Consider the following 17944-nt stretch of genomic DNA (forward strand, 5'->3'; position numbering starts at 1 on the left):
CTACCATACTGGTGGGAGTTTTACATTATTATGATTTTGGATTTAATGCATCTTTTAAACCTTCCCCAATAAAGTTAATAGAAAGAATTACCAAGGTAATAATAATGGCGGGAGGTGCCCATATCCATGTTTTATACTGTAAAACATCAGGTTCTTTTGATGAAGATAACATATTGCCCCAGCTAGGAACTTCTTGAGGTACTCCAAATCCTAAATAACTTAATCCTGCTTCAACGACAATCATGGAAGCAAATGTTAAACTTGCTTGAACGATAATTGTAGAAAGCACATTAGGCAATAGATGCTTCATAATTACCTTAACAGAAGAACAGCCAATTGAGACAGAAGACAAAACATATTCATTCTCTTTTTCTGCAAGTATTTTACTTCTCACAATCCGTGCTGCCCCACCCCAACTCAAAAAGCTAATTACCAAAATTAGAACCCAAGTTCCAGACACTTTACCAAATAATATCGTATTTAACACAATAACAAATACCATAAATGGAAAGTTTAGTACAAAATCTGTAAAGCGCATTAAAATACTATCAATGACGCCACCAAAATAACCAGCGATAGATCCGACGATTGTTCCAAATAAAATTACTAAAAAAGTACAGGACAATCCAACTAATAGGGAAACCCGTCCACCATACAGCAATCTAGTAAAAACGTCTCTTCCACTTTTATCTGTTCCTAAAAAATGCTCGGAAGATGGAGATAATGACATTTGACCTATATTAACCCTTGAGATATCTTGCGTTGTTATATATGGCGCTAGTATAGAGATGACAGCCACAATGACTAAAAATACCAAACTAACCATAGCTAATTTGTTCTTGACAAATTTCCTTCGAGCAATGGCCCATGGAGAATGGCTTTTTGGTTTTTTGCCAAGAGGTTGATTAGATTTTTCCGTTACAATTTCCATGCCATATCCTCCCTATTCCACTCGTATCCTTGGATCTACGACTCCATATAATATATCAACAATTAAATTCCCGAACAGGGTTAAAAACGAGAACATCATTGTCAATGTCATTAACACAGGATAGTCATTAGTAGTTACTGATTCAATAAACAATTGCCCTATTCCAGGAAATGTAAATATTGATTCAGTAATAATTGCTCCACCAATAAGATTTACGATATCAAAACCTAAAAAAGTTACTAGTGGAATAATTGAATTTCTTAAAATATGAACATTATAGATTTTGCTTTCCTTTGTTCCTTTTGCCCTTGCCGTTCGAACAAAGTCTTTTCGACTGTTTTCAATAATATCATTCCGTAAAAATTGAGTGTAGCTTGCCGTACCTAAAAGACCTAGAATAATTGCAGGCAAGAGAACATGATGAATCCTACTTAACCAGTATTCAAATGTTCCATCAGTTATTGTAATATCAACTGATCCATTCGATGGAAATAAATTTAGTTGGAATGAGAAGAAATAAATGGCGAAAACACCTGCAACAAAAGAAGGAATGGCTAACCCCAGATAGTTTAAACCACCGATCAGATTATCACCGATTGTGTATGGTTTTCTCCCTGCATAGGATCCCATTATAAATGCAAGAATATATGTAATTACTAGAGAGGTAAATCCTAAAAATATTGTATTCGGCAACCGTTCTCCAATCACATCGGTTACAGCCATTTTATAACGGGTTGATTTTCCAAAATCTCCTTGAACAAAATCTGAAATCCAGCGAAAATATTGTACATATATTGGATCATTATATCCTAATTTCTCACGCATCTGTTCAATATACTCAGGACTGGTATTTGTTGGATCAATTTCTCCACCGAAGGGATCCCCTGGCATTAACATAGCCAGGGTAAACACAACAATGGAGATAAGGAGTAACATTGGAATCATGCCTAATAATCTTCTAATACTATACTTCAACATGCTCATTCTCCTTATCTGTTACAACATCTTGTAGATTATTTCTGTTCCAACCACCATTCATGAGAACTATTTGTTCCATTTACGCCTAAAGTTAATCCTTTCAAACGTTTACTTGCAGCATAAACTTCATCCACTTCACCAACTGGAATCATCGGAACTTCTTCATTGACAAGTTTTTGCCAATCAACATATAATTGTTTACGTTTTTCTTGGTCAGTACCAACAATACTAACATCTAACGCATCTGCTAATAATTGATCATTATCTTTATTTACCCAACGTGGGAAATTCCATAATGCATCTGATGTCCAAGTAGCAGAAGGGTCTGGATCTGCACCTGTACTCCAACCACCAAAGAAGACTTCCATAGATTTATCTGCTTTTTCAAGCATGTCATAATAAAGGTTTGAATCTATCATTTTTAAAGAAGATTTAAGACCTACATCTTCCCAATATTGTGTAAGTGCTTTGGCACGTGCTTCAAATGTTGGGTTATCCGTCGCATAATGGCTAAAGTTTACAACAAATTTTTTCCCTTTTGGATCTTCACGGAAACCGTCTCCATCAACATCTTTATATCCTGCTTCATCCAGTAATTGCTTAGCTTTCTCAGGATCATATTCATATTGATTAGGTAAGTCACTATTATCTGCTGAAATCCAGTGTGCAGTTGGAACCGGACGGTTTACTGGCTTACCTAGGCCAAAGAAGAAAGCTTTCGTCCATTCTTCACGATTCATTGCATAAGCCATTGCTTGACGTAGTTTCTTATCTTGATATTTATCGTAATTCATGATATTTTTACTTCCATCCCATGTACCCATTCTAAAACCTACGTAGTAATAAGATAATCCTGGAGCTTTTAATACTTCCACATTATCTAATTTTTGTACTTCTTCATAGTTACTTGGATGGAATGAAGTCATATCCAATTGACTATTTTTCAATTCTCCAATGACAAGGCTCGGATCGATTACTTTTAAAATAATCTTTTCAATATGTGGTTTACCTTGCCAGTAATCATCATTTCGTACAAATTCAATTGATTCACCAGGAACAATTTTATTTATTTTAAACGGACCAGTACCAACTGGATTTTGTCTTACTTGTGGTGATTCAAGCATATCCTTTACAGCTACACCTTCGAATTCTTTTCTTGACATAGGATATGTCCAAACATTTTCTAAGTTATTCACACGAGCTTTATCAAATGTAATTTCAATATTATAATCATCAATCTTTTTCAAACCTGAAATTTCTTTTGCTTTACCATCATGATAAGCTGCAGCACCTTCAATAGTTTTTACATTTTCATATCGAGGTCCTTCATAATCCTTATCAGCAAGTGTTTCAATTGCAAATATCCAGTCATCAACTGTTAATTCTTCGCCATTATGCCATTTAACGCCTTTTTTAAATGTAAATTTAAATACCTTATTATCATCAGTTTCCCAAGAAGCAATCTTAGGAATAGGTTTTAATTGATCATCATAGGTAATTAAACCATCATCAAAAAAGTCAATAACTTCAGCATCAACCGCATCTTTATAGAAGTTTATATTGAATAAACCTTTTGGTGCACTATCAAGGGCATAAACCATCGTTCCACCTTCTTGTGGACCACTAGCAGATTCGCCTTGTTTTTCTGTATCTTTGCCTTTTCCACTATCGCTCGTTCCTGTCTTTTCCTTGCCACTACAGGCAGCAAGAAACATTGACATCACTAACATCAGTGCTGCCAATATTAATATGGATTTTTTCTTCAATGTTTTTCCCCCCAAATATTATTCTTTTCATTTATTCATAGAGTACACATGCCACTTGGTGTCCCGGCTTCACCTCCTTTAATGAAGGCTTTCTTTTTGAACATTCATCTCTCGCTACAGGACATCTTGTATGAAACGGACAGCCAGACGGGGGATTAACAGGACTAGGTACATCCCCTTGGAGAATAATTCGTTCTTTTCGTTTGCGTGGATCAGCTTCAGGAATAGCTGAAATTAATGCTTGAGTATATGGATGAAGTGGTTCTGCATATAAACTAGATTTATCAGCTATTTCTACTAAATTTCCTAGATACATTACCCCGATTCGATCACTCATATGTTTTACCACGCTTAAATCATGAGCAATAAAAAGATAGGTTAAATCAAATTCATTCTGCAACTCTTTTAATAGATTTAGAACTTGCGACTGTACAGAAACATCCAAAGCCGATACTGGTTCATCAGCAACAATTAGTTTTGGCTTTAATGCTAATGCCCTTGCAATCCCTATCCTTTGTCTTTGTCCCCCTGAAAACTCATGTGGATATTTATAATAAGCATCTTCAGGTAAACCTACTTTTTGTAATAATTCCAACACTTCGAGTTTCAAGTCTTTCATGCTTTTGCTAGTAAAGTTTCTTATCGGTTCAGAAACAATATCACCCACCATTTGTTTTGGATTTAAAGATGCATATGGATCTTGGAATACCATTTGAAAGTCCTTCCTTGCAAGTCGTAACTCTTTGCCTCCAAGATTGGTGATATCTTTTCCATCAAAAATTATTTTTCCAGAAGTAGGATTTAATAATTTCAAAATCGTTCTACCTGCAGTAGATTTTCCACATCCCGATTCACCAACTAATCCTAAAGTTTCACCTTTATTAATCACAAAACTCACATCATCAACTGCTTTAACTTCAGCAATTGTTCTTCTTAAAAACCCGCCTTTTACTGGATAATACGTTTTTAGATTTTGAATCTCTAATAATTTCTCTTTATTTTTTGTTGCTGTATTACTCATAGAACTTTCGACCCCTCTTTCGGTATGCTTGTTTCATACAGCAAGCAAGATACCTCATGACCATACTCCACTTCTTTTAATTGTGGTGATATAGTTTTGCATTCTGGTAATGCTTTTGGACATCTATTAGCAAAACGACAACCTACTTGAGGCATGTTTTTAAGTGAAGGAACGATACCATCAATTGAACTTAATTTTTCTACTTCTTCATCCATTTTAGGAATTGCTCCCATTAATAACTCTGTGTATGGGTGTTTTGGGTTATGGAATAATGTATCAACATCAGTTCTTTCAACAATCTTCCCTGCATACATTACTATTACTTCATCACACATTTCTGCAACAACACCAAGATCATGGGTAATTAAAATGATCGCCATATTATTGATTTCTTGAATTTCTTTTAATAGATCTAGAATTTGCGCTTGTACTGTTACATCTAAAGCGGTTGTTGGTTCATCAGCAATTAATAGCTTTGGTTGACATGCGATTGCAATTGCAATCATCACACGCTGCCTCATTCCACCTGATAATTGATGTGGGTATTCATCAACAATTTTTTCAGGACGAGATATACCAACACTTTTTAATAAAGCTATTGATTTCAACCTTGCTTCTTTTTTTGAAATTTTCATATGATTAAAGAGGGTTTCCTGAAGTTGATAGCCGATGGTGAATACAGGATTTAATGATGTCATTGGTTCTTGGAAAATCATTGAAACATCTTTTCCACGTATTTTGTTCATTTCTTTATCAGATAAATGTTCAATGTTTTTCCCCTCAAAAACAATCTCACCATTTCGAACAGATCCAATTCCTTTTGGTAACAGCTTCATGACGGACAAGGACATTACACTTTTACCACATCCAGATTCACCTACTACTCCGACAATTTGCTTTGGTTTTACAGTAAACGATACATTATCTACTGCATTATATTGTTCGCCATCTATCATGAACGCAGTTTCCAAGTTTTTCACCTGTAAGATTGGTGTCTGGATATCAATGTTAGTTTTTGTCTCCATGTATACACCCCAAACTCATTAATTATTCTGAATGTTATTATATTTGAATAAAATATTATTACAATACGATTACATTTGCAAGACTTTTTTAAAATTTTAAACTAGATTGAAGGTTTATTATATTGAAATAAATTGGTTATTTGTAGGATTTTATAGATTTATGTAGTAATAAACACAGAATAAAGAGGGATTAAAAATAATAGAAACTATTTGTAAATTTGTAAATGAACAAAAAAAATCCCCACCAAATATGGTTGGGAATTATTTTTATGATTTCGGATTAAGTGCATCTTTCAACCCTTCACCAATAAAGTTGATAGAAAGAATGGTTAACGTAATGATGATAGCTGGTGGTGCCCAAATCCAAGTTTTATATTGTAAAACATCTGGCTCTTTTGATGAGGATAACATATTCCCCCAGCTAGGAACCTCTTGTGGTACACCAAATCCTAAATAACTTAACCCTGCTTCTGCAACAATCATCGATGCAAATGTGATACTAGCTTGAACAATAATTGTAGATAAAACATTTGGTAGTAGATGTTTAATAATTATTTTTGAGGATGAACATCCGATTGATACGGATGATAATACATATTCATTTTCTTTCTCTGCTAATATTTTACTTCGTACAATACGTGCAACTCCACCCCAACTTAAAAAGCTGATGACAATTATTAAGACCCAAAGGCCAGAAACTTTTCCAAATAGTATAGTATTTAATACAATAACGAAAACAAGAAACGGGAAGTTCAATACAAAATCGACAAAACGCATGAGAAGACTATCAACTATTCCACCGAAGTATCCTGCTATTGAACCAACAAGGGTACCAAATAATATTACTAAGAATGTACATGATAAACCTACTAATAATGATACTCTACCACCGTACAATAATCTTGTAAAAACATCTCGTCCACTTTTATCAGTTCCTAAAAAATGGTCAGAAGAAGGGGAAAGTGACATCTGGCTTATATTAACCTTTGTTATGTCCTGTGTTGTAATAAATGGTGCAATGATAGAAATGACCATTACGATTAATAAAAAGATTAAGCTGATCATTGCAAGTTTATTTTTCATGAATTTTCTCCGAGCTATTGCCCATGGAGAAGCACTTTTTGGTTTGCTAGTCATAATTTGATTTGTTTTCTCAGTTACAGTTTCCATGTCATTCCCCCCTATTCTAAACGTATTCGTGGATCTACGACCCCGTATAATATATCAGCAATTAAATTCCCGAATAATGTTAAAAACGAGAACATCATTGTCAAAGTCATTAGTACTGGATAGTCACTTGTAGTTACTGATTCGATAAATAATTGACCTAGTCCAGGATAAGTAAAAATTGTTTCTGTAATAATTGCTCCACTAATAATTGATACAATATCAAAACCTAAAAACGTTATTAATGGAATAATTGAGTTTCTTAAAATATGAACATTATAGATTTTATTTTCTTTTGTACCTTTTGCTCTCGCAGTACGAACAAAATCTTTGCGGCTATTTTCAATAATATCATTTCGCAAAAACTGAGTATAACTTGCGGTACTTAATAAACCGAGAATTAATGCTGGTAAAATCACATGATGAAAACGACTTAACCAATATCCCACTGTTCCATCAGTTACTGTAATATCAACAGAGCCATTTGAAGGAAACAGATTCAATTGGAATGAGAAAAAGTAAATTGCGAAAACACCTGCTACAAACGAAGGTATTGCTAACCCAAGATAATTTAACCCACCTATTAAGTTATCCCCTAATGTATGAGGTTTTCTTCCTGCATAGGAACCCATTAAAAAAGCTAGTATATAAGTTATTACTAAAGATGTTAATCCTAAAAATATTGTATTAGGCAATCTATCACCAATTACATCTGAAACCGCCATTTTATAACGCGTAGACTTCCCAAAATCCCCTTGAACAAAATCTGAAATCCAACGAAAATATTGAACATAAATCGGATCATTATACCCTAATTTTTCTCGCATTTGCTCAATATATTCCGGATTTGTATTATTAGGATCTATTTCTCCACTGAAGGAGTCCCCTGGCATTAATTGTGCCAGGGTAAAAACCACAATGGAGATAAGGAGTAACATTGGAATCATGGCCAATATTCTTCTAATGCTATACTTCAACATGTTCATTCTCCTTATCTGCTACAGCTTAAGATAAATAAAATAATTATTGTTCAAGCCACCATTCATGAGGGCTGTTTGTTCCTGATACATCTAAAGTTAAACCATGAAGACGTTTACTAGCTGCATAAACCTCATCAGTTTCACCAATCGGAATCATTGGTAATTCTTCATTGACAAGCTTTTGCCATTCAACATATAGTTGTTTACGTTTTTCTTGATCTGTACCTACAATGCTTACATCTAATGCATCAGCTAACAATTGATCATTCTTTTCGTTAACCCAACGTGGATAGTTCCAAAGTGCAGTAGAAGTCCAAAGACCAGATGGATCTGGGTCTGTACCAGTACTCCAACCTCCGTAGAATACTTCCATTGATTTATCAGCTTTTTCAAGCATATCGTAGTATAGGTTAGAATCGATCATTTTTAATGTTGTTTTTAAGCCAACTGCTTCCCAATATTGAGTAAGTGCTTTTGCACGTGCTTCAAATGTTGGATTATCTGTTGCATAGTGACTGAAGTTAACTACGAATTTCTTACCTTTCGGATCTTCACGGAAACCATCTCCGTCAACATCTTTGTAACCAGCCTTATCTAATAATTCTTCAGCTTTCTTTGGATCATATTCGTATTGATTTGGTAACTCACTATCATCAGCAGCGATCCAGTGTGCAGTTGGTACTGGACGATTTACTGGTTTACCTAAACCAAAGAAGAATGCTTTCGTCCATTCTTCACGATTAATCGCATATGCCATCGCTTGACGAAGTTCTTTATTTTGATATTTATCATAGTTCATTACATTCTTTTTACCATCCCAAGTCCCCATTCTAAAGCCAACATAGAAGTAAGATAAACCTGGTGCTTTTAATATTTCTACATTCTTAAGTTTTTTCACTTCTTCGTAGTTACTTGGATGGAAATTAGTCATATCAAGTTGGTTATTTTTAAGTTCACCAATAACGAGACTTGGATCAATAACTTTTAATACAATCTTTTCGATATGTGGCTTACCTTGCCAATAATCTTCATTACGTACAAATTCAATTGATTCTCCAGGAACAATTTTAGTCACTTTAAATGGACCTGTTCCAATTGGATTTTGACGAACTTGTGGTGATGCAGACATATCTTTTACGGCTACACCTTCAAATTCTTTTCTTGATAACGGATATGTCCAAACATTTTCAAGATTGTTTACACGAGCTTTATCGAATGTAATTTCAATATTATAGTCATCGATCTTTTTAAGACCAGAAATTTCTTTTGCTTTTCCTTCGTGATATGCTGGTGCTCCTTCAATTGTCTCAACATTTGTATAACGAGGACCATCATAATCCTTATCTGCAATTGTTTCTAAAGCAAAAATCCAATCATCAACTGTTAATTCTTCGCCATTTTGCCATTTTACACCTTTTTTAAAGGTGAATTTAAATACTTTATTATCTTTTGTTTCCCATGAAGCAATATTTGGCACAGGCTTTAAATTTTCATCATATGTAATTAATCCATCTTGAATAAAATCTAAAACTTGGGCATCAACAGTGTCTTGATAAAAGTTAATATTATATAACCCCTTTGGAGCACTATCTAATGCATAAATCATTGTTCCGCCATCTTTTGGTCCACTTGAAGCAGATTTCTTACCATCAGTTGATTCACTTGTTTTCTCTTTACCACCACATGCTGCTAGAAACATAGACATAACTAGCATTAGTGCAGTAAGTAATAGTATTGATTTTCTTTTCAAGGTATTTCCCCCCATTTTTTCTCTTTAGTTATATAGAATACATGCTACTTGATGTCCGGGTTTCACCTCCTTTAAAGTAGGCTTAACCTTCGAACACTCCTCTTTCGCAACGGGACATCTTGTATGAAAGGGACATCCTGTTGGTGGATTAGCGGGCGAAGGTACATCCCCCTGTAAAACAATTCTCTCTTTTCGTTTCCGAGGATCTGGTTCTGGAATCGCAGAAATCAATGCTTGTGTATATGGGTGTAGAGGCTCAGAATATAGGCTATCCTTGTCAGCAAGCTCTACTAAATTACCAAGATACATAACCCCAATTCGGTCACTCATATGTTTCACAACACTTAAATCATGGGCAATGAATAAAAAGGTTAAGTCAAACTCGTCTTGCAATTCTTTTAATAGATTCAGTACCTGTGATTGAACGGATACGTCAAGGGCCGATACAGGCTCGTCCGCAATAATTAATTTCGGCTTTAATGCCAATGCCCTCGCAATCCCGATTCTTTGTCGTTGACCACCTGAAAATTCATGTGGGTACTTATAATAAGCATCCTCTGGTAAACCAACTCGTTTAAGAAGACTCATTACTTCGTCTTTTAAATCTTTTAAACTCTTATTTGAAAAGTTTCTAATTGGTTCAGATACAATATCTCCAACCATTTGTTTCGGATTTAACGAGGCATACGGATCCTGAAAGACCATTTGAAAATCTTTTCTCGCTAAGCGCAAATCCTTACCGGAAAGATTAGTAATATCCTTTCCATCGAAAATAATTTTTCCAGATGTAGGACTTAACAAGCGTAATATCGTTCTTCCAGTTGTAGACTTTCCACAACCTGATTCTCCAACTAATCCTAATGTTTCACCTTTTCCAATCGTGAAACTCACATCATCAACGGCTTTAACGTTTCCTACTGTCCGTTTAAAAAATCCACCTTTAATCGGATAGTACGTCTTAAGATTTTGAATCTCCAACAGATTGCCATTTTTCAGTTTTTTATTTGAGGCTTTTTCCTCAATATTATTTACCGTCATACTCATTAAACCATTGCCCCCTCTTTTGGTTTGCTTGTTTCATAAAGCAAACAGGAAACCTCATGACCCGCTTCAATTTCCGCAAGCTGCGGTGTTATTGTTTTGCATTCTGGCATTGCTTTCGGGCAACGATTCGCAAAACGACAGCCTACTTGAGGCATCTTTTGAAGCGAAGGAACGATCCCCTCAATCGTACTTAATGTTTCTACCTCTTCATCCATTTTCGGAATTGCATTCATAAGCAATTCTGTATATGGGTGTTTTGGATTGTGAAATAATGTATCAACATCTGTTCTCTCAACGATCTTCCCTGCATACATGACGATTACTTCGTCACACATTTCAGCAACGACTCCCAAGTCGTGAGTGATCATAATAACAGCCATATCGTTCACTTCTTGGATTTCTTTCAATAAATCTAAGATTTGTGCTTGAACCGTAACATCTAAAGCTGTTGTTGGTTCATCAGCAATTAACAGCTTAGGTTGGCATGCAATGGCAATGGCAATCATGACACGTTGTCTCATACCACCAGATAATTGATGCGGGTATTCATCAACAATTTTTTCTGGTCGAGAGATACCAACACTTTTCAATAAAGCAATGCTTTTTTCACGCGCTTCTTTTTTTGAAATGCTCATATGGTTAAAAAGTGTCTCTTGTAATTGATAACCAATTGTAAAAACTGGATTCAAAGATGTCATTGGCTCTTGGAAAATCATTGATATATCTTTTCCACGAATCTTATTCATTTCTTTGTCCGACATCTGTGCAATATTTTTCCCCTCGAATACAACCTCACCATTACGAATTGAACCAATTCCCTTAGGAAGAAGCTTCATTACTGATAAGGACATTACACTCTTTCCGCAACCGGATTCTCCTACAACACCAACAATTTGTTTTGGCTTCACACTGAAGGATACATTATCAACTGCATTATATAATTTGCCTTCAATACTGAAGGCTGTTTCTAAATTCCTCACCTCAAGTAGTGGTGATTGATTTTTTAAGTTTGCTTCCGTGCTCATTCGCTACACCTCAAACTTCTTAATTATTCAGACAAGTTGCTATATTTAAATAGTATATTATTATAGTTCGACAATAATTGCAATATTTTTTTATTTGAAATATCACAATTTGCCGAATAATAGTAAAAAAACCCATATATTATGGGTTTAATCATTAAAAATATTACTAAAGTTTAAATTTTCTGAAGGAACTGAAAACAGTTTATTAATAGAATATATAGTTTTTTTATTATATTCAGAAATTATCTTATATCCTATAGCATATCCAATCATATGGGGTACAAGCTTTCTTCCAAAAAGTAAATCATCATGTAATGGATTTATCTTCTTTAATGTTAATCTACTTTCAAAGTCACTTTTCCAAAACTTTTTTAACATCTTATCACTATAGCCTTTGGTCCACTTTGCTAAATACTTTTCACCACAATAATGTTCCACTGCATACTCAGCTAACCCTTCTAATACCAAGGAGTCAAGCAATGTATAGTTCAGTGCATTCCCTTTCATATGTTGCATTCTAGTTGCATGATTATATTCATGGATGAATAATGCTTCCCATTCTTTTTCATCATCTATTTCACCTATAAAAAATAAAATTTTATCTTTAAAAGTAACCCCTGACTTTCCATTTGTTTGGCGGATTAATCCATGATTGTATTTGTTAATAGGTAAAATATAAATATCAATCTCAGGACCGCTCCAGAGCTTTTTGTATTTCTTATAATAGCGGTCCATCTTCTCCCATGCCTGTTTTTCCTTTAATACTTCTAATAAATCCTTTGAGCGTCTATGGGGCCGATACATACCAAAGAACTGCAAATATTCATAATAGGCACGAGAATTTTTAATTGTGGGATCAATTTTCTTACAAATTTTTTCTGGTTGATCCATTAACTCTTCTAACCATTGATCTGTACGAATTACCCCAATAGGACCCACCTTCTTTCGTTCTATTCAGTTTATTCTATGACTAAATAATCAAAGGGGGTCTATAAAAGCAACAAATATCCTATATTATTTTGAATCTCCAAAATTTCACAGGTAAAATAAGGGTTGTGAAGTAAAAAGTTTATGCTTTTCCTGCACCACTAAAAAAGGACAGGAATCAATATCCTGTCCAAAACATTCATATTAATATTTCTTAAATACTATCGTTGCATTATGCCCACCAAAGCCTAATGAATTACTCATTACTACGTTAACCTCTTGTTTTCTAGCACCGTCTGATACATAATCTAAATCACATTCAGGATCCGGTGTTACTAAGTTAATCGTAGGCGGGATCATACCTTCTTTAATTGCCAATACTGAAAAGATTGCTTCAACTCCACCTGCAGCACCAAGCAAATGACCAGTCATTGATTTTGTTGAGCTAACAGCTAGCTTGTATGCATGCTTTCCAAATACTTCTTTTACAGCCATAGTTTCGTATTTATCATTATACTCTGTACTTGTCCCATGTGCATTAATATAATCAACTTCGTTTGGTTGGATGTTTCCATCATTTAAAGCCGCTTGCATGGCACGAACACCACCTTCACCACCTGGTGCTGGGGCTGTAATATGATGCGCATCACCTGTTGCTCCATACCCAACAATTTCTGCATAGATGTCTGCACCACGGGCAAGAGCATGTTCTAGTTCCTCAAGAATAAGAATACCTGCACCTTCACCAATGACAAACCCATCACGATTTAGATCGAATGGTCTACTCGCTGTATTTGCATCAGGATTAGTTGATAGGGCCGTATTTGCGCAAAATCCTGCTACTGACATTCTGGTGATAGGCGCTTCTGCCCCCCCAGTAATCATAACATCTGCATCACCACGTTGAATAACTTTAAAGGCATCGCCAATTGAGTTTGTACCTGTTGCACATGCAGTTACAGTACATGAATTAATACCTTTGGCACCTAGAAAAATAGATACTTGTCCTGCAGCCATATCAGGTATCATCATAGGTACAAAAAATGGACTGACACGACGATATCCTCGTTTTTGGAACGTTTCAAATTGATTTTCAAATGTTTCCATTCCACCAATTCCTGAACCGATCCATACACCCACACGATTGGCATTGTCTTCATTAATGGTTAAGTTTGCATCCTTTACCGCCATCATTGAAGCAGCTATTGCATAATGTGTAAAACGATCCATTTTCCTTGCTTCTTTTCTTTCAATATAGTTTTCAATATCAAAATCTTTTACTTCAGCAGCAACTTTAGCAGGATATTCTTCTGCATTCACTCTTGTTAATGGTCCAATACCGGATTTACCAGCAATGATATTTTCCCATGATGTTCTTGCATCATTTCCTACTGGTGATACTGCTCCTATTCCAGTAACAACTACACGTTTATTTTCCATTTCTCTATCTCCTTCCAATTCAAGAAGATTATCATTTTATTTAAGCTCTTTTCTTACATTTATAGCAATCATATGCCAAATGAGCATTCGTTACTTTTAACATAATAACCCGAAATAAATGAAAGTTCCAGTTTTCTAGTTACCTACCCCATCGAAGTGCAATTGCACCCCATGTCAATCCACCACCGAAACCAACTAGCACAATGACATCATCATCTTTAATTTTTCCTGCTTCATATTCTTCAACTAATGAAATTGGAATCGAAGCAGAAGAGGTATTTCCATATTTATGAACGGTTTTAGACATCTTTTCAATTGGTAATTCCAATCTTTGTCTTGAAGCTTCCATAATACGGATATTCGCTTGATGGGGAATTAGAAAATTAACATCCTCTTTAGTTAATCCTGCTCGTTCAATGACATTAATACATGATTCACCCATTTGTCTTACAGCGAATTTAAACACTTCTCTACCATTCATAATAATATGATTGTTTTCATCTTCATACAAGTGTTTTCTACCAGATCCATCTGCACCTAAATCAAAGGCTAATACTCCTCTTCCCTCTGAAACCGGCCCCATTACCGCTGCACCTGCACCGTCACCAAAGAGGACAGCTGTATTACGGTCTTCCCAATTAGTAATTTTAGATAGCTTCTCCACACCAACAATCAGCACATATTTATAAGCATTTGTTTCAATAAATTGTTTAGCCGTCACTACACCGTACATAAAACCTGAACAAGCTGCGCTTATGTCCATTGCCGCCGCTTTTTTTGCACCTAAACGATCTTGAAGCATACACGCAACTGATGGAAAAGGTTGATCAGGTGTCACTGTTGCAACAAGAATTAGATCTAATTCTTCAGGTGCTATTCCTGCATCTTTAATCGCTTTTGCCGCAGCTTCATAAGCCATATCAGATGTATTCATATCTTTATCAGCAATTCTTCGTTCTTCAATTCCTGTTCTTGTACGAATCCATTCATCTGATGTGTCCATCATCTTTTCTAAGTCAAAATTAGATAATACCCTCTCAGGACTAAACTTTCCTACTCCAATGATTCCTGCATTCATAAAGAGACATCTCCTTTATAGATGTGTTAACAAGACAAATCAAAACTATATTTTTTTGCTTTTCGCTCAACTTATTATAGGCTTTGAATTCATATTATTATTCGGTTACATTTATAGTTATTATTATGACCTGCTACTAATTATAGCAGGTCGATTTTTTTTTGTCACTATTCAAGATTCGAATGCATACCCGGGACACTCGTCTATTCTTAAGACATGTATGTAGCATAATTTGAATATTAAGGAAGGAGGGAATAACCATTGAGTGAGGAAGTAATTCAAGAAAGTAGCGAGGAAACTAGAGACAATAGCGAAGGAATAGTACATCCATTTGACAGAATGTTTTTCGGTAATGTTAGAGGGGAAAGGCAAGCTCCCCCTATAAATCAAGTAAATAATCAACCAAAAGAAACAGATGATTTATTATCAAATCTCTTAAATAATCCGAAATTACAAAATATTGATTATGATAAAATGATGAATCATGTGGATAATCTGTTCAATTCCTTGAATGAATTGAAACCGATGTTTCAAAAAGTGTCTCCAATTATAAATAAATTTCTTCAAAAAGATAAATAAAAAAAGCGTAAGTGTATTGATCAAAACAGATGTACCTATAAGACGATAATTAATTTGAGTTTTCATATCCCTAAAAAAAGCTTCCATTTTCATGGAAGCTTTTTTCTTTAAGAAATATTTTGTAACTTATTTTAATGCATCATTTTTTCCAAGCTCATACGCTTCATTCATCACCTTAGTGAATAATTCCATAAAAGGTTGAAGCAATTCAAAGGAAATCTCCACTCCTGCTTGATCCAATTTTTCTTTTGCCTCTGGTAAGTATTTCATTGCTATTTGCATAAATTCCATCGATTTGTCTTGATTCATTACTCATTTCCTCCTACAAGCTAACGTTTACTTTGGTAAGTCTCCTGTTTCTTTATATTTTTTGACAAAACGTTTCATTTTCCTTTGAAATTTTTCGTCAACCCGGGGACTGAATTTCCCCATTTCTATTACACCATCTTGGAAGTCAAATGAAAGATTCCCTGATTGGAGAGTACCCTCTGCATATTTTTTTGCGACAATATCATAAAGCTTACTTGCTTGTTGAATCGTACTTGTTAGAACTGTATTTTTCCCTAAATCCGATTGATCTGAAACATAGCCTATTGCATATAGACCTTTTTCTTTAATTTTTTCAATGACCGGTACATTAAAGCCATCGCCAGCTGGGTATACCACATCTACTTCTTCATCTAATAATTTGTCCAAAAGCCCTACAGCTTTTTGTCCATCATCCCAATTATCAGTATACTTTAATAAGACGGTAATATTTGGATCCTCATATTTTGCGCCTTCAACAAATCCTTTAATTTCCGGCTGCCAACTATGTGTTGCAATAATACCTATTTTTTTTGTGGTTGACATATGTGCTGCCGTCATCCCACCAAAAAAACCCATTGCATGGCCTTCAAATCTTAAACTAGTTGTATTTTTTTGTGTTGCATCCCCATTGAAGCTAACGAAATGAATAGTAGGATATTTTTTAGCAATTTTATTAAACGTATCCGCATACTCAAATCCATGACCAAAAATTAAATTTACATTTTTTTGTTTAAATTCACTGACTGCATGTTCGATGGCAGATGCGTTTTCAATTCCTTCTTTATAATAGACATCGACATCAAAGTCATTTTGGATATTCAACAGACCCTTATACCCTTTTGTTCCCCAGACTTGATCATTGATTGTTTCAGGTACTAACATTCCTACCTTGTTAAGTTTACCTTTATCAACCCTATTTGAGCAACTTGATAAAAGTAATATACAGGCAATGATAATGAATAACTTTTTTATCATGCTTACGCATACTCCTTTTTAAAGCTCTATCATTAATATTCATAGAAATAATAAGCGTTAAATAAATTCCTTTTCTATTTTACTTCTGAAAGGAAAATATGCAAATAAATTATTATTTCCGAAAATAATGTTGTTTTTGCTTTTCAAGCGCTTGTTCAAATGACATGTTTTCTTTCACACTAATCTTTTTTGAGATTTTCTCCACTTTTTGACTTTCCAGTTGATTCTTTCGTTGAAAAGTTGGATTTAAATAGTTTGCACACTTCCACCACATATCTGTATGACCACTTTCAATTAAGACTGTCTCTCCATATAATTCCGTTCCAGTATTATTTAAAATTGTTCGGACTGCATCCTCGATATAAACGGCATCTTCCAAATCATCTATGTAATTTTGATACTGTTGTTCATTTATAAGCTGTTGAAATAAAAATTGATTTGGTTGCCATGGACCATAGATAGTTGGTAGAAAAAATTCAATCCAATGAGATTTTCTTGTGCTTTGTAATATTTCATTTTTAATCTCTTGATAGATTGTATTTTCGTTAACTCTCCATTGGGCAGGGCTAATGAAAATAATTAATTCAACTCTTGGTTCAATCAGCTGATAAAGTGTTGTAAAGCTTTTATGCCAATCCTCTACGATTTCATTATTACGTTGAATAAATAAATCATATAATGGTATAAAACAAATATATGATGAATGGTTGAGCTGTAAAGAATTATTTATCATTTCATAGGTTAGATTTGCATTTCTTCCGATTTCTAGCCATTTATCATCTGCCTGTTCATCTAACATCATCTCATGCTCCAAAGCAATCACTTCAAATCCTTCATTTAACAATTGCTTACAAAGCTCAAAGCCTATAAATTGCTGAGCAGCAAAAACTATGGCCTGCTCCATAAAAAAGACCCCCTCTTATAAATAACTCATCCTTATAAATAATCG

At 34.6% G+C, this 17944-nt stretch carries 17 protein-coding genes; 1 reads left to right on the top strand and 16 read right to left on the bottom strand.

The window, feature by feature from the left end; all coding sequences use genetic code 11:
• Window positions 1-28: 28 nt before the first annotated feature.
• The 13 genes from opp4C (I5818_RS17330) to I5818_RS17390 all read right to left on the bottom strand — a co-directional run bounded on the left by opp4C (I5818_RS17330) (window position 29) and on the right by I5818_RS17390 (window position 15132).
• Window positions 29-931, bottom strand: a complete 903-nt coding sequence (opp4C, locus tag I5818_RS17330; protein ID WP_071976859.1) for an oligopeptide ABC transporter permease — start codon at window positions 929-931, stop codon at window positions 29-31.
• Window positions 932-943: 12 nt separating this feature from the next.
• On the bottom strand, window positions 944-1909 hold the full coding sequence (gene opp4B / locus I5818_RS17335; RefSeq protein ID WP_071976858.1) for an oligopeptide ABC transporter permease: 966 nt from the start codon (window positions 1907-1909) through the stop codon (window positions 944-946).
• A 35-nt stretch (window positions 1910-1944) separates the two neighbouring features.
• Window positions 1945-3675, bottom strand: coding sequence for an oligopeptide ABC transporter substrate-binding protein (opp4A, locus tag I5818_RS17340; RefSeq protein ID WP_078110577.1), 1731 nt, complete (start codon window positions 3673-3675; stop codon window positions 1945-1947).
• 31 nt (window positions 3676-3706) lie between these two features.
• Complete coding sequence (locus I5818_RS17345) at window positions 3707-4696, bottom strand: ABC transporter ATP-binding protein (protein ID WP_071976857.1); 990 nt, start codon at window positions 4694-4696, stop codon at window positions 3707-3709.
• On the bottom strand, window positions 4693-5721 hold the full coding sequence (locus I5818_RS17350; RefSeq protein ID WP_071976856.1) for an ABC transporter ATP-binding protein: 1029 nt from the start codon (window positions 5719-5721) through the stop codon (window positions 4693-4695). The genes I5818_RS17345 and I5818_RS17350 overlap by 4 nt, the downstream gene beginning before the upstream one ends.
• Window positions 5722-5988: 267 nt before the next feature.
• Window positions 5989-6891, bottom strand: a complete 903-nt coding sequence (gene opp4C / locus I5818_RS17355) for an oligopeptide ABC transporter permease (RefSeq protein WP_071976855.1) — start codon at window positions 6889-6891, stop codon at window positions 5989-5991.
• An 11-nt stretch (window positions 6892-6902) separates the two neighbouring features.
• Window positions 6903-7868 carry an oligopeptide ABC transporter permease gene (gene opp4B / locus I5818_RS17360; protein ID WP_071976854.1) on the bottom strand — a complete coding sequence of 322 codons (966 nt, stop codon included), beginning with the start codon at window positions 7866-7868 and terminating at the stop codon, window positions 6903-6905.
• Window positions 7869-7911: 43 nt separating this feature from the next.
• A complete protein-coding gene (gene opp4A / locus I5818_RS17365; protein WP_078109199.1) occupies window positions 7912-9618 on the bottom strand; it encodes an oligopeptide ABC transporter substrate-binding protein in 1707 nt (568 codons plus the stop codon).
• A gap of 24 nt (window positions 9619-9642) precedes the next feature.
• Window positions 9643-10656: an ABC transporter ATP-binding protein gene (locus I5818_RS17370; RefSeq protein ID WP_235849518.1), complete on the bottom strand. Its 1014-nt coding sequence runs from the start codon at window positions 10654-10656 to the stop codon at window positions 9643-9645.
• Between the two features lie 5 nt (window positions 10657-10661).
• Window positions 10662-11687 (bottom strand): ABC transporter ATP-binding protein, encoded by a 1026-nt coding sequence (locus I5818_RS17375; protein WP_071976851.1) that lies wholly within the window; start codon window positions 11685-11687, stop codon window positions 10662-10664.
• Window positions 11688-11834: 147 nt separating this feature from the next.
• Window positions 11835-12626 (bottom strand): DUF2268 domain-containing putative Zn-dependent protease, encoded by a 792-nt coding sequence (locus I5818_RS17380; RefSeq protein ID WP_079991289.1) that lies wholly within the window; start codon window positions 12624-12626, stop codon window positions 11835-11837.
• 192 nt (window positions 12627-12818) lie between these two features.
• Complete coding sequence (gene fabF, locus I5818_RS17385) at window positions 12819-14054, bottom strand: beta-ketoacyl-ACP synthase II (RefSeq protein ID WP_071976850.1); 1236 nt, start codon at window positions 14052-14054, stop codon at window positions 12819-12821.
• Between the two features lie 139 nt (window positions 14055-14193).
• Complete coding sequence (locus I5818_RS17390) at window positions 14194-15132, bottom strand: beta-ketoacyl-ACP synthase III (RefSeq protein ID WP_058004800.1); 939 nt, start codon at window positions 15130-15132, stop codon at window positions 14194-14196.
• A gap of 261 nt (window positions 15133-15393) precedes the next feature.
• On the opposite strand from I5818_RS17390, the gene I5818_RS17395 reads away from it, so the two are divergent.
• Window positions 15394-15711, top strand: coding sequence for a hypothetical protein (locus tag I5818_RS17395; protein ID WP_058004799.1), 318 nt, complete (start codon window positions 15394-15396; stop codon window positions 15709-15711).
• Between the two features lie 126 nt (window positions 15712-15837).
• On the opposite strand, the gene I5818_RS17400 is transcribed toward I5818_RS17395, so the two are convergent.
• The 3 genes from I5818_RS17400 to I5818_RS17410 form a co-directional block, all read right to left on the bottom strand.
• Complete coding sequence (locus I5818_RS17400) at window positions 15838-16020, bottom strand: ComZ family protein (protein ID WP_058004798.1); 183 nt, start codon at window positions 16018-16020, stop codon at window positions 15838-15840.
• Window positions 16021-16047: 27 nt separating this feature from the next.
• The gene (locus I5818_RS17405) at window positions 16048-16995 is read right to left on the bottom strand and encodes a BMP family ABC transporter substrate-binding protein (protein WP_058004797.1); all 948 of its coding nucleotides are present in this window, start codon (window positions 16993-16995) and stop codon (window positions 16048-16050) included.
• Between the two features lie 112 nt (window positions 16996-17107).
• Window positions 17108-17899 (bottom strand): hypothetical protein, encoded by a 792-nt coding sequence (locus I5818_RS17410; RefSeq protein ID WP_071976848.1) that lies wholly within the window; start codon window positions 17897-17899, stop codon window positions 17108-17110.
• Window positions 17900-17944: the final 45 nt, after the last annotated feature.

The organism is Heyndrickxia oleronia (genome assembly GCF_017809215.1).
GTDB lineage: Bacteria > Bacillota > Bacilli > Bacillales > Bacillaceae_C > Heyndrickxia > Heyndrickxia oleronia.